Annotated in this window: 10 protein-coding genes; 3 read left to right on the top strand and 7 right to left on the bottom strand. The window is 63.2% G+C overall.

What is annotated here, in order from left to right:
* Window positions 1-38: 38 nt before the first annotated feature.
* A complete protein-coding gene (locus tag AC5O5I_RS15970; protein ID WP_172227107.1) occupies window positions 39-362 on the top strand; it encodes a DUF485 domain-containing protein in 324 nt (107 codons plus the stop codon).
* Complete coding sequence (locus AC5O5I_RS15965; RefSeq protein WP_172285519.1) at window positions 359-2,017, top strand: cation acetate symporter; 1,659 nt, start codon at window positions 359-361, stop codon at window positions 2,015-2,017. Before AC5O5I_RS15970 ends, AC5O5I_RS15965 begins: the two co-directional genes overlap by 4 nt.
* 243 nt (window positions 2,018-2,260) lie before the next feature.
* Here the strand turns inward: AC5O5I_RS15965 and AC5O5I_RS15960 are convergent, their stop codons facing one another.
* From AC5O5I_RS15960 to AC5O5I_RS15930, 7 genes are all read right to left on the bottom strand, one after another.
* Entirely contained in the window at window positions 2,261-3,514 is a 1,254-nt protein-coding gene (locus tag AC5O5I_RS15960; protein ID WP_494511122.1) for a diaminobutyrate--2-oxoglutarate transaminase, read from the bottom strand.
* 36 nt (window positions 3,515-3,550) lie between these two features.
* Window positions 3,551-4,975, bottom strand: a complete 1,425-nt coding sequence (locus AC5O5I_RS15955) for a gamma-aminobutyraldehyde dehydrogenase (protein WP_494511121.1) — start codon at window positions 4,973-4,975, stop codon at window positions 3,551-3,553.
* An 80-nt stretch (window positions 4,976-5,055) separates the two neighbouring features.
* A complete protein-coding gene (locus AC5O5I_RS15950; RefSeq protein WP_172227099.1) occupies window positions 5,056-6,387 on the bottom strand; it encodes an APC family permease in 1,332 nt (443 codons plus the stop codon).
* A gap of 12 nt (window positions 6,388-6,399) precedes the next feature.
* The gene (locus AC5O5I_RS15945) at window positions 6,400-7,557 is read right to left on the bottom strand and encodes an iron-containing alcohol dehydrogenase (RefSeq protein ID WP_494511120.1); all 1,158 of its coding nucleotides are present in this window, start codon (window positions 7,555-7,557) and stop codon (window positions 6,400-6,402) included.
* A 219-nt stretch (window positions 7,558-7,776) separates the two neighbouring features.
* Window positions 7,777-8,652 (bottom strand): alpha/beta fold hydrolase, encoded by an 876-nt coding sequence (locus AC5O5I_RS15940; protein WP_494511119.1) that lies wholly within the window; start codon window positions 8,650-8,652, stop codon window positions 7,777-7,779.
* Window positions 8,649-10,175 (bottom strand): flavin-containing monooxygenase, encoded by a 1,527-nt coding sequence (locus AC5O5I_RS15935; RefSeq protein ID WP_172227090.1) that lies wholly within the window; start codon window positions 10,173-10,175, stop codon window positions 8,649-8,651. Before AC5O5I_RS15935 ends, AC5O5I_RS15940 begins: the two co-directional genes overlap by 4 nt.
* 320 nt (window positions 10,176-10,495) lie before the next feature.
* On the bottom strand, window positions 10,496-11,077 hold the full coding sequence (locus AC5O5I_RS15930; protein ID WP_172230353.1) for a TetR/AcrR family transcriptional regulator: 582 nt from the start codon (window positions 11,075-11,077) through the stop codon (window positions 10,496-10,498).
* A gap of 302 nt (window positions 11,078-11,379) precedes the next feature.
* On the opposite strand from AC5O5I_RS15930, the gene AC5O5I_RS15925 reads away from it, so the two are divergent.
* Complete coding sequence (locus tag AC5O5I_RS15925; RefSeq protein WP_494511118.1) at window positions 11,380-12,267, top strand: phytanoyl-CoA dioxygenase family protein; 888 nt, start codon at window positions 11,380-11,382, stop codon at window positions 12,265-12,267.
* The last annotated feature ends 18 nt before the right edge of the window (window positions 12,268-12,285 follow it).

Below are 12,285 nucleotides of genomic sequence, written 5' to 3'. Positions count from 1 at the left end.
ACATCCCATAACAACAAGTACATTGACCGAGGTGTCTCATGTCCAGCCTGTTATATGCGCGTGTTCGCGCCAGTGCCCAGTTCCAGCAACTGGTGGCGCGCAGAAACCGCTTCACCCTGAGCCTGTTCCTGCTGATCCTGACCACGTTCTATGGCTACATCGCGTTGGTGTCGCTCTGGCCCGAGCTGATCGCCAGGCGGCTGACCGAGGGGTCGAACATGACTTTCGGCGTCGCGGCCGGCGCCTTCCTGTTCGTGTTCTTCTGCGCGTTGTCGGCGTTCTATGTGTACCGGGCCAATGGCGAGTTCGATCGCCTGACGCAGGCGCTGGTCGCCGGACTGGAAGGGGAGCAGGGCGCATGAAGAAACTACTGCCTCTGGCTTTGTTGCTGCACTCGGGCCTGTCGCTGGCTTCACCTGCGCTCGACGCGGGCCAGCGTCAGCCGCTCAATCTGCATGCCATAGGCATGTTCATGGTGTTCGTGTTGTTCACGCTGTGCATCACCTGGTGGGCAGCGCGGCGCACCCGCTCGACGGCGGACTTCTACAGCGCCGGTGGCGGCATACTGGGCTGGCAGAATGGCCTGGCGCTGGCCGGTGACTATATGTCCGCCTCGACGCTGCTGGGGATCACCGCGCTCATCTACACCTCCGGCATGGATGGTTACATTTACCTCATCGCCTTCTTCGCAGGCTGGCCGGTGTTGCTGCTGTTGATGACCGAGCGACTGCGCAACCTGGGCCGCTTCACCTTCGCCGACATCACCTCGTACCGCCTCGACCAAGGCAAGGTGCGCACCATGGCCGCTATCGGCTCGCTGACCGTGGTGTGTTTCTATCTGGTGGCGCAGATGGTCGGGGCTGGGCAGTTGATCAGGCTGCTGTTCGGCCTGGACTACCACATCGCCTTGGTGATCGTCGGTGCGCTGATGATGCTGTATGTGACCTTCGGCGGCATGGTGGCCACCACCTGGGTGCAGATCATCAAGGCGTTCCTGCTGTTGGTCGGCGGGTCGCTGGTGCTGTTCCTGGCGATGCGCGAGTTCGACTTCAGCTATGACACACTGGTCAGCAAGGCCATGGACACCCATGCCCTGGGCGAACGCCTGCTGGCGCCCGGCAGCCTGTTGGCCGACCCATTGACCGCGCTGTCGCTGAGCCTGGGGCTGGTGTTCGGCACCGCCGGGCTACCGCATATCCTGATGCGCTTCTTCACTGTCAGCGATGCCCGGGAGGCGCGCAAGTCGGTGCTCTATGCCACCGGGTTCATCGGCTACTTCTTCAACGTCATTTTCCTGCTGGGCCTGGCGTCGATCGTGATCGTCAGTCAGCAGCCGCAATTCTTCGAGGGCGGGGAGGTGGGTGGCAAGTTGCTGGGCGGGGGCAACATGGTGGTCATGCACCTGGCCCAGGCCGTTGGCGGCAACCTGCTGCTGGGTTTCTTGTCTGCAGTGACCTTCGCCACCATCCTGGCTGTGGTTTCAGGCCTGGCTCTGGCCGGGGCGTCCGCCATCGCCCATGACCTGTATGCGCGGGTGATCATGAAAGGCGCGGCCAGCGAGCGGCAGGAACTGCGGGTGACCAAGCTGGCTACCCTGGGCCTTGGGTTGGTGGCGGTAGCCTTGGGTATGGTATTCGAAAACATCAACGTGGCGTTCATGGTTGCGCTGGCCTTTGGTATTGCCGCTTCGGCCAACTTCCCGGTGCTGTTCCTGTCGATGTTCTGGTCGGGGCTGACTACCCGTGGTGCGTTGGCCGGTGGCTACGTCGGGTTGCTCAGTGCCATGGGCTTCGTGGTGTTTTCCAAGCTGGTGTGGGTGGATGTGTTGAACTTCGCCGAGCCGCTGTTCCCCTATACACAGCCTGCGCTGTTCTCCATGCCGCTGGCGTTTTTGCTGGCTTACGCGGTTTCCCGGCTGGACCGGACGGCACGGGCCAAGGCGGAAAGGGCGGCTTTCGCCGACCAGTTCGTACGGGGCCAGACCGGCCTCGGTGCCAGCGGTGCAGTCGATCATTGACCTAAAACGGCCGCTGGCGGATGAGTGCCTGCGGCCGCGTTCCCTGCTTGGTACCCCCTTGCCCTGGCTCCTGTTCACGGGCGCATGACTTGGTAGTGGCCACGATGTCCTGGTCGCCGTAGCCCATCGCGGCCGCGCGCTGCACAACCTTGCACACCGGGTCGAAGACCCGCACGCCGTTGCATACGATGGGCCTGCGTGCGGCACCTGCATCGATACAGGCCGCACAGCAGGCCCCTGCATTTACTGGCGCAGCGCTGCCGCGACCGATTCACCAAAGGCTTTCAGGCCTTCCTCCAGTTGGTCGGTCGGGGTATTCACCGGTGGCATCAGCTTGATGATTTCGCCGTTCGGTCCGCAGCGGTCGACCAGTACGCCCGCTTGCAGTACGCGCTGCTGGGCATCTTTGGCCAAGGCCACGTTGCCGCGGCCGAAATCGATGCCGGCGATCATGCCGCGCGAGCGTGCGGACGCCACGCCCGGGATCTCTGCGAAACCGGCAACCGCACGGGTCATGGCCGCGCTGTTGTCGGCCAGCAGCTTCAAGAACTGCTCGTCGCGCCAATAGCCGAGCGCGATCTGCGCGGTCAGGAAGGCCAGCTGGTTGCCGCGGAAGGTGCCGATGTGATCGCCTGGTTCCCAGGCATCCAGCCCGGCGCGGATCAACACGATCGCCATCGGCAGGCCAAAGCCGCCGATGGATTTCGCGCAGGTGATCAGGTCCGGCACGATCCCGGAGCGCTCGAAACCGAAGAAATCGCCCGTGCGGCCACAGCCGGCCTGGATCTCGTCGCAGATGAGCACGACGCCGTGATCGCGGGTCCATTGGCGCAAGCGCTGCAACCACAGGTTGGAAGCCGGGTAGACACCGGCCTGGATCTGCACCGACTCGACGATCACGGCGGCCGGCAGTTCCGATCCGCTGCCCTGGTCGTTGGCCAGGCGCTCAAGGAAACCAATGCTGTCGAACTCACCGTAAGGGCTGTCTTCGTACGGTACGAACACCACGTCGTTGGACAGCCCGGGGCCTCGGCGGGTCCGGTTGCCGGTGACCGCCAGGGCGCCGGCCGTCATGCCGTGGTAGGCCCCGTAGAAGGAGACGACCTTGGTGCGCCCCGTCACCTTGCGCGCCAGCTTCAATGCCGCCTCGACAGCGTCGGCGCCGGTCGGGCCGCTGAACTGCACTTTGTAGTCCCAGCCGCGTGGCTGGAACAGGTCACGTTCGATCGACTCCAGGAACTGGCGCTTGGTGGTGGTGTGCAGATCGAGGGCGTGGGTCACGCCGTTGGCCGACAGGTAGGCGATCAAGGCATCGCGCATGCGCGGGTCGTTGTGGCCATAGTTCAGGGCGCCTGCGCCGGCGAAGAAGTCCAGGTACTCGCGGCCATCTTCGCCGCGGATCTTGCTGCCCTGGGCGGTATCGAACACCAGCGGCAAGTCGCGGCAGTACATCCGCACATTGGACTCGAGCCTTTCGAACGTTTCGATGTTGTTCATGCATAACCTCTGGCAATGATGGGGTGTCGTGGGGCGTCAGTGCTTGAACATCACGTGGCGGACCACGGTGTAGTCTTCCAGGCCGTACATGGACAGGTCCTTGCCGTACCCCGACAGCTTCACGCCGCCATGGGGCATTTCGCTCACCAGCATGAAGTGGGTGTTGACCCAGGTGCAGCCGTATTGCAGGCGGGCGGCCAGGCGATGTGCCCGCCCCACGTCGGCGGTCCACACCGAAGAGGCCAGGCCGTAGTCCGACTCATTGGCCCACGCCAGTACCTGGGCCTCGTCCTCGAAGGAAGAGACCGTAACCACCGGCCCGAAGATTTCACGGCACACCACCTCGTCTTCCTGGCGGGTGCCGGCCAGGACCGTGGGCTCGAAGAAGAACCCGCCCCCTGAGGCGCGCTTGCCGCCGGTGACGACCTCGATATGGGGCAGCTCCCGGGCACGGTTGACGAAGCCCTCGACACGCTGCAGATGCTCTTGGGTGATCAGCGGGCCCATTTCGGTTGCCGGGTCATCCTGCAACCCGCATTTGATGCTGGACACGGCTTGGCCAAGCTTGCGAACGAATTCCGGGTAGACCTCCTTCTGCACATAGAGGCGACACGCGGCGGTACAGTCCTGGCCGGCGTTGTAGAAGCCGAAGGCGCGGATGCCCTCGACGGCGGCATCGATGTCGGCATCGTCGAAGATAATCACCGGTGCCTTGCCACCGAGCTCCATGTGCATCCGTTTCACGCTGTCGGCCGTGCCTTCGATGATGCGGCTGCCGGTACGCACGGAGCCGGTCAGCGACACCATGCGCACCTGGGCGTGGCTGGTCAGCGGTTCACCTACCGTGGCGCCGCGGCCATGGACGATGTTGACCACACCGGCGGGGAAGATGTCGGCGAGCAGCTCCCCCAGTTTCAAAGTGCTCATCGGGGTGTGCTCGGAGGGTTTCAGGACCACGGTGTTGCCGCCGGCCAAGGCCGGGCCGAGCTTCCATGCCGCCATCAGCAACGGATAGTTCCACGGCGCGATGGAAGCGACGACACCGATCGCGTCGCGGCGGATCATCGAGGTGTGCCCCGGGATGTACTCGCCCGCCGCCGAGCCTTGCAGGCAGCGAACGGCGCCGGCAAAAAAGCGGAACACGTCCGAGACGGCGGGCAGTTCGTCCTGTAGCACGGCTGTGAAGGGTTTGCCGCAGTTATCTGCTTCCAGGCGGGCGAACACCGGTGCCTGGGCGTCGATGCTATCAGCAAGTTTGAGCAGCAGTGCCGCACGGTCCTTGGGTGGCGTTTGCGACCAGGCTTCGAAGGCCGCATCCGCGCACTGCACCGCGGCATTCACCTGGGCACGGCTGGCCTCGTGGGTCTGTACCAGGACGCTGCCCAGGGACGGGTTGTATACCGCCAGCTCGTCGCCTTCGCCGGCCACCAGGGCGCCATTGATCAGGAGCTTTGTTTGCATGTCGATTCTCGTGTTTGAACGGCAAGGCCTGTGGCCTGCCTTGGGATTGTCGTCAGAGGGTTCGATGGAAAGGAGGGGCGCTACGCCAGGGCGTCGGGGACCGGGTTACGGAACAGGCTGGTGCGGCAGGCGAGGTAGACCAGCCCGAGGCCGAGCCAGCAACTGCCCATGATCAGCGCGTCTTTGTCCAGGCTGGCCAGCATCCACCCGGCCGTGACCAGGCCGATGAGCGGGAACGCCACGCCGCGCAGCAACCCGGCCCCGTCCTTGACGCGCGCATCGAAGGTGAGCCGCAAGGCGCACAGGTTGACGGCAGTGAAGGCGAGAAACGCGCCGAAGTTGACCAGGGAGGTCGCGGTGGCGATCGTCAGGCCAAAACCGGCGGTGCCGAACACACCGCACAGCAGGATGTTGAATGCCGGGGTCTTGTAGCGAGGGTGCAGCGCGCCGAACAACCGGCGGGGCAGTTGGTTGTCCCGGCCAAGGGCGTAGAGCAGCCGGCCCACGCTGGCCTGGAACGACATTCCCGCCGCGAAGTGGGCGACGATGATCCCGGCCAGGACCACGGCGAAGAACAGGTCGCCGCCGATCATCCGGGCAATCTCGAAGGCGGCCCCGTCCACCCGTTCGAAGGTGGGGGAGGGGTGCGCCAGGTACATGAAGTACGAGGAACCGACGTAGACCGAGCCGCCGATCAAGGCAACCAGCAGGATGGCGCGCGGTAGCGTGCGGCCAGGGTCGCGGGTTTCCTCGCTCAGGGTGGACAGCGCGTCAAAGCCCAGGAACGAGTACGCGGCAATGGCGGCGCCGGCCATGCTGGTGGCGAAGGGCACGTCCTGGTTGAAGAACGGCTTGGCCGACAGCAACCCGCCAGGGCCGTTGGCAGCTACGATGTAGTGCGCGCACAGGCCGATGAACACGACGATGATGACCAGTTGCACCACCATCAACAGCACGTTGAAGCGGTTGGCCACCTGGATGCCGAGCACATTGAGCAGCGAGGTGGAGACGATGAAGCCGGTGATCCACACCCACTGGGGCACCTCAGGGAACGCCATGTTGAGGTAGCTGGCGCCGAGCAGCCAGATCAGCATCGGGATGAAGAAGTAGTCGAGCAGGGCGGCCCAGCCCACCATGAAACCGAGGTTGGCATTGAGCATCTTGCGGGTGTAGGTGTAGGCCGAACCTGCCACCGGGAACACCCTGACCAGTCGGCCATAGCTCAAGGCCGTGAACACCACGCCGGTGGCTGCAATCAGGTAGGCCATTGCCGTGGTGTTGCCGCTGGCCTGCGTGATCACGCCGTAGGTGCCGAAGACAATCAGCGGGGCCAGGAATGCCAGGCCGAACAGCAGCACGGAAAACGGCCCCAGGGTGCGCCTCAACGAGGCGCCGGAGGTTGACTGACTCATGACGGTGCCCCCTTACGCGACGAAGTGGTAAGCGGTGGTGATGATGTCGTGGTAGGCCGCTACGGACATCGCCTTGGCATTGCTGGCATCCGAGAAGTTTTGCTTGGACTTTTCGGCGATGGTCAGGAAGTCGTCCTCGCGCACGCCCTTGACCTCGGCGAATCGGGGGATGCCCAGCTCCTTGCTCATCTTGAACAGATGGGCCACAGCGGCCTCGGCAGCGTCGACCGGCGACAGCCTGGGGTCGATCCCCAATGCGTAGGCGACCTGGGCATGGCGGACGATATCGGCATCACGGTTGTGGCCGAACACGAAGGGCAGGAAGATCGCGTTGCCCACACCGTGGGGCGTGTCGTACATGCCGCCGATGGCTTCGGAAATGCAGTGCACGCTGCCGACGTCGGCGTTGCCGAAGGCCATGCCGGCGATCAGGCTGGCCACCAGCATCTGCTCCCGGGCCGCCTGGTTGTCGGGCTCCTGCACGGCCGCCTTGAGGTGCTGGCTGATCAGGCGGATGGCATGCAGCGCCAAGCCGTCGCTGATCGGGTTGGCCACGCGGCAGGTGTAGGCTTCGATGGCATGGGTCAGGGCATCCATGCCGGTCGCGGCGGCAATCGACGATGGCAGCGTGTCGGTGATGTGGGAATCGAGCAGGGCCAGTACCGGGCCGATGCGGTAATCCAGCACGTTCATCTTGAAGTGGCGGGCGGTGTCGGTAATCACCGAGAAGCAGGTCACCTCGCTACCGGTGCCGGCCGTGGTGGGAATGGCGACGATAGGCGCAATGGCATGGGTGAGGGTGAACGACCCTTCGTAGTCTTCGATACGGCCGTCGTGGGTGAGCAGCAGGCTGATGGCCTTGGCCGCATCCATCGCGCTGCCGCCTCCCACGGCCAGCAGGCCGTCGATACCCGTGCCCCGATAGCGCTGGGCGGTGTGGTTGATGTCTTCGCTGCGCGGGTTGGCCTGAATGTCCGCCACTTCCTCGTAGGCGATGCCGGCCCTGTCGAGGCTGGCGTAGACGCTGTCCAGCAGGCCTGCGGCCTTGACCCCGGCATCGGTCACGATCAACACGCGGGCCAGGCCGAGTTGCCGCAGGTGTTCACCGGTGCGCTCGCGCAGGCCCGGTTCCATCACGATTTTGCTGGGGAGTAAAAACTTGAATTCCATACGTACCTCTTGCTCAAATTGTTGTCATTGTCGAAAGGGCAGTGGAGGAGCATCCGCGCCTGGCCGTGTTTAACGGCTCGGGCGTGTAATGTGGGCCTGGCGGTTAGGCACGGGCCGGAATGTTGTTGTTTTGGGTCTTGCGTAAACCAGTTGCGAAAAGGGTCCAGCGGAATAAAAAGAGGGGCGACCAAGCGACGGGCCCCTAAAAGAAAATCTGTGCTATCGCATGTGTCCCGTCAGCAGGGACAGCAGCGTGCCCGACAGGCACGTCGGCAAGTCGTGCCCCATCCCGGGCAGCAGCACCAGGTTGGCGCCGCGGATCGCTGACGCCGTGGCAAACCCGCCGTTGGTGGCGACCATGAGGTCTTTGTCGCCATGAATGACCAGCGTGGGGCAGCGAATCCGCTGCAACTCCTGGGTACGGTCACCGGAGTTGATGATCGCGCCGATCTGCCTGGCGGTGCCGAGGTTGCTGGCCTCACCGCCACCGCGCGGCCAGGCCTGCGTGGCATAGTCACGCAAGGACGGCTCGTTCCACTCCAGCCGCGAACCGATCAGCCCCATGATGTCCAGGTAGTCGCGAACGCTTTCGTGCTGGTTGCGCGGTGGGCGGCGCAGTAGCTGGAACAGGGCTTTGAGCGCCGGCTGGCCGACACGCAGCGAACCCGTGGTAGAGAAGATCGAGGTCAGGGTGCGGACGCGTTCGGGGTAACGTGCAGCGAGGGTCTGGGCGATCATGCCGCCCATCGACATCCCCACCACATGTGCCGTTTCCAGCTTCAAGCTGTCCATAAGCCCGATCACGTCGTTGGCCATATCACCCAGGTCATAGCCGGGTGTGCGCTTGCGCAGGAACTGCTGCAGGCTCGTGGGGGGCACCACATCCGTGAAGAACGAGCGGCCCGCGTCACGGTTGTCCAGCGTGATGACCCGCAAGCCTTGCGCGACCAGCCCGTCGATAAGCGGTTGTGGCCAGTAGGTCAGCTGCAGCCCGAGGCCGACGATGAGCACGACTGCCGGGGCGGTTTCGTCGCCATGGCTGCGATAGCAGAGCTTGCGCGTGCCCGCCAGCTCGCAGAAGCGGTCGGTGCTCATCGGCGGCTACCTTGCTGCTGCAATTGAACATCGGCGTGCGAGTGCGCATTGGGTACTGCAGTGAACTTCAGGCACTTGTCGGCCACTGTGCCGCGGCGCAGCAGTTTGACGTCCCGGAAGTAATCCATCGACATCACCCAGGGTTCGCACGGGCCCTGGCGCGGCATGCTGTCCAACGCGCGCTGCACGTACCCGGCACCAAAGTCGAGCAAGGGGCGGGTTTCGATGCCATCCGGCGCCCGGGGTTCGCAGACGTTGTAGCCTTCGCGCTCCATCAAACCCAGCAAGCGGCAGAAGTGGTCGCACAGCAGGCAGACTTTCAGGGTCCAGGACGAGTTGGTGTAGCCCACTGCGAACGCGAAATTGGGTACGCCGGAAAGCATCATGCCTTTGTAGGCCAGGGTCTCGCTCAACACCACCGGCTTGCCGTCCTTGTGCAGGCTGATGCCACCGAAAAGTTGCACGTTCAGCCCCGTGGCGGTGACGATGATGTCGGCCTTGAGCATCTTGCCTGACTTGAGCAATACACCGAACTCGGTGAACCGCTCAATATGATCGGTGACGATATCGGCTTTGCCCGCGCTGATGGCTTTGAACAGATCGCCTTCGGGCACCGAGCACAGGCGCTGGTCCCAAGGGTTGTAGGGCGGGTTGAAATGCTCGTCGACCGGGTAGTCTTTTGGCAGCTCCTTGCGGGTCAGCCACAGCAGCAGTTTTTTTGAAAGCTTGGGGAAGCGCTGGCAGAAGCCCCAGAAAGCCAGGGTGATCTTGGCGTTCTTGTAGCGCGTCAGGGAATAGGCGGTTTGCGCGGGCAGGATCTTGCGCAGGAACGCTGCCACCCCATCATTGGCCGGCTGGTTGATGATGTATGAGGGCGTGCGCTGCAGCATGGTGATGCTGGCGACCTTGTCGGCCATGGCCGGAATCAGGGTTACCGCAGTTGCGCCACTGCCGATGACCACGACGCGCTTGCCGCTGTAGTCGAGGTTTTCCGGCCAGTGTTGCGGATGGATGATCTGGCCTTTGAACTGTTCCGAGCCCTCGAAGCGAGGGGTGAAACCTTGGTCGTAGCGGTAGTAGCCACCTGCGCTGAACAGCCAGCGGCACTCGAGGGTGCGCACCTGCGCCGTTTGACCCTCTTCGATGCGCACCGCCCACAGGCCCTTTTCACTTTGCCAGTTGGCCGAGACGACTTTCTGCTGGTACTGGATGAAGGGGGCCAACTGGTGCTCGTCGATGGCTTCGCCCAGGTACTCGAGAATATCCGCGGCGTCCGCCAGCGACTTGGCCTTGGTCCAAGGCTTGAAGTCGAAGCCGAAGGTGTACAGGTCCGAGTCGGAGCGGATGCCGGGGTAACGGAACAGGTCCCAGGTACCCCCCATGCGCTCGCGGGACTCGAGAATGGCAAAGGTCTTGTTCGGTTGATTGCGTCGCAGGTAGGCCGCCGCGCCAATGCCAGACACACCGGCCCCAATGATCAAAATATCGAGCGGCTCAACCGGAAGAGCAGTGTGAGAGGACATCTCGCCTCCTGATTATTGTGTTATAGAGACTGATCTTATGACTTGATCAAGTGACCAGAATAGGGCGGCCAACAATGCGCGACAAGGTGCAAAATGCACCAGGGCGCCATCGTTTTAGGATGATTTGCACATTCGTGGGCGGCGGAGCGCTGACTTTCGGGATGTCCCGGGACCCCGTTGAATCAGAGATTTACGATTTGTTCCATGAGGGGTGGATGTAGTCGCGGGCAGGGCGGTGAGCGGCATGCTCGCTGGTGAATTGTCACAAACCTCTCGGATGCGCCGCGCCTGGTTGCAGCACAGCGCATCCGCAAGGTGCCTCAGTAACTGGCCACCAGCAGCTTGACCGCCTGGCAGGCCGTGTCGGTTTCGGCCTCCAGGCGCGCGCGGTCGCCGTGGGCGGACCAGGCGAGCATCAAGCCGTCGAACAGGTTGATCAGTAAGCGGCTGATGGTGGTCAGTGCGGTTTGATCCAGCGCGCCGTCGGTGACTTTCACGATGGCCTGCTGGGCCGCGTCGAGGGAAACGGCATAGATCTTGGTCGCCATCTGCGGGTTGTTGCGCAGGTTCCAGCAAAACAGTTCGAACTGGGTGGTGGCCATTTCCGGGTGAGCCGTGAACCAGTTGACCAACTGGCGCAACATCTCGCCCACCGATTCCGCTGCCGTGGCGCCTGTGGGCACGTGTTGCAACGATTGTTGCGGCATGTTGATCAAGGACTCGTAGACCGCATAAAACAACTCGTCCTTGGTGTGGAAGACATAGTGCAACGACGCCAGAGGCGAGTCTGCCGCCGCTGCGATACGCCGGGTGGTGGCGTTGGCCACGCCATGTTCCGCGATCACCTTGACGGTGGCCTCGATGAAGTCCTGCCTGCGCTCTTCAGCGCCAATCCGAGCCATTGAGTTCTCCCTATTCGGTAGTGCCGCCAGCCCTTGGTCGGGTGTCGGCGGTGACGAATGCTATCGCAAGGTCATGTCTGGATCCATGCGTCGATGCAATCCCATGCCCTAGGGATAGCACAGCACGAAAATTAGTTTAATCAAACGACTTGATCAGCTGACCATGTTCGGTAATGATGAGTTCTCCACCGTGGCATCGCTGGACGAAGGTCGCGAACACTGTGGTTGGCACCGGTGGGCTAAGCCGGGTGGCCGAGGCTCACTGGACAGAACAACGACAAAACCAGACAGGTAGAACGCAGATGGATACACGAAAACTCTCGACGGTCGGCAGCGATGCCTCGGTCGAGCAAGTGGTGGAGATCATCCGGCGTGACGGTGGGGTCATCATTTCCGACTTCGTCTCGCCCGCCACACTGAAGTCCCTCACCGAAGAGCTGGACACCTACTTGAAGGCCACGCCTTGCGGTGTCGACCCCTACTTCGCAGGCACGCAGACCCGGCGTGTCGCCCGTATCATCGGGCGCAGCGACACGGCGGTGGATGTGGCGCTGAACCCGCTGTTCATCGGCGCGGCCCGGCAGATCCTGCAGACACCTACTCACGTCTGGGTAGGGAGCGACCGCATGGAGATCGCGCCTGATATTCAACTCAGCATTACCCAGGCCATCCAGATCGGGCCGGGCCAAGGCCTCCAGCCCCTGCACCGTGACGATGCGACTTCGCTGTGGCGCCACCCCCAGTACGGGCGTGAGGCGCGGCTGCAGATGATGCTGGCCATCTCGGATTTCACCGAAGAGAACGGTGCGACCCGGGTCATCCCCGGTAGTCATCTGTGGGATGACGAGCGTATGCCGACTCAGGAAGAGACTGTTGCCGCGCAAATGAAGGCCGGCTCGGTGTTGCTCTGGATGGGGTCGCTGTATCACGGCGGCGGTGCCAACACGTCCGACGCTCCACGCACCGGCCTGACGATGGCCTACGACCTGGCCTTCCTGCGCCTTGAAGAGAATCACTTCCTGTCCATTCCCATTGAGCGCGTGCGCCAGTTGCCTGCAGAAATGCAACGCCTGCTGGGCTGGAGTGCGAGCTCCACATTGCTGGGGTGGGTGGAAATCGATGGCCAGATGCGCGACCCGCAAGAGTTGCTGGGCATGGCGGACTTCACCGAACCGGGCAAAGGGTTCTGACGCTTCTGGGCCGCCATG

It is taken from the genome of Pseudomonas sp. 9_2_1, from assembly GCF_059295275.1.
This window is presented reverse-complemented; position numbering and strand designations above follow the sequence as displayed.

What these genes read in the sequence shown, in the direction of transcription:
- AC5O5I_RS15970 (WP_172227107.1), top strand. Translation starts at nt 39, where the DNA reads ATGTCCAGCCTGTTATATGCGCGTGTTCGCGCCAGTGCCCAGTTCCAG.
- AC5O5I_RS15965 (WP_172285519.1), top strand. Translation starts at nt 359, where the DNA reads ATGAAGAAACTACTGCCTCTGGCTTTGTTGCTGCACTCGGGCCTGTCG.
- AC5O5I_RS15960 (WP_494511122.1), bottom strand. Translation starts at nt 3,514, where the DNA reads ATGAACAACATCGAAACGTTCGAAAGGCTCGAGTCCAATGTGCGGATG.
- AC5O5I_RS15955 (WP_494511121.1), bottom strand. Translation starts at nt 4,975, where the DNA reads ATGCAAACAAAGCTCCTGATCAATGGCGCCCTGGTGGCCGGCGAAGGC.
- AC5O5I_RS15950 (WP_172227099.1), bottom strand. Translation starts at nt 6,387, where the DNA reads ATGAGTCAGTCAACCTCCGGCGCCTCGTTGAGGCGCACCCTGGGGCCG.
- AC5O5I_RS15945 (WP_494511120.1), bottom strand. Translation starts at nt 7,557, where the DNA reads ATGGAATTCAAGTTTTTACTCCCCAGCAAAATCGTGATGGAACCGGGC.
- AC5O5I_RS15940 (WP_494511119.1), bottom strand. Translation starts at nt 8,652, where the DNA reads ATGAGCACCGACCGCTTCTGCGAGCTGGCGGGCACGCGCAAGCTCTGC.
- AC5O5I_RS15935 (WP_172227090.1), bottom strand. Translation starts at nt 10,175, where the DNA reads ATGTCCTCTCACACTGCTCTTCCGGTTGAGCCGCTCGATATTTTGATC.
- AC5O5I_RS15930 (WP_172230353.1), bottom strand. Translation starts at nt 11,077, where the DNA reads ATGGCTCGGATTGGCGCTGAAGAGCGCAGGCAGGACTTCATCGAGGCC.
- AC5O5I_RS15925 (WP_494511118.1), top strand. Translation starts at nt 11,380, where the DNA reads ATGGATACACGAAAACTCTCGACGGTCGGCAGCGATGCCTCGGTCGAG.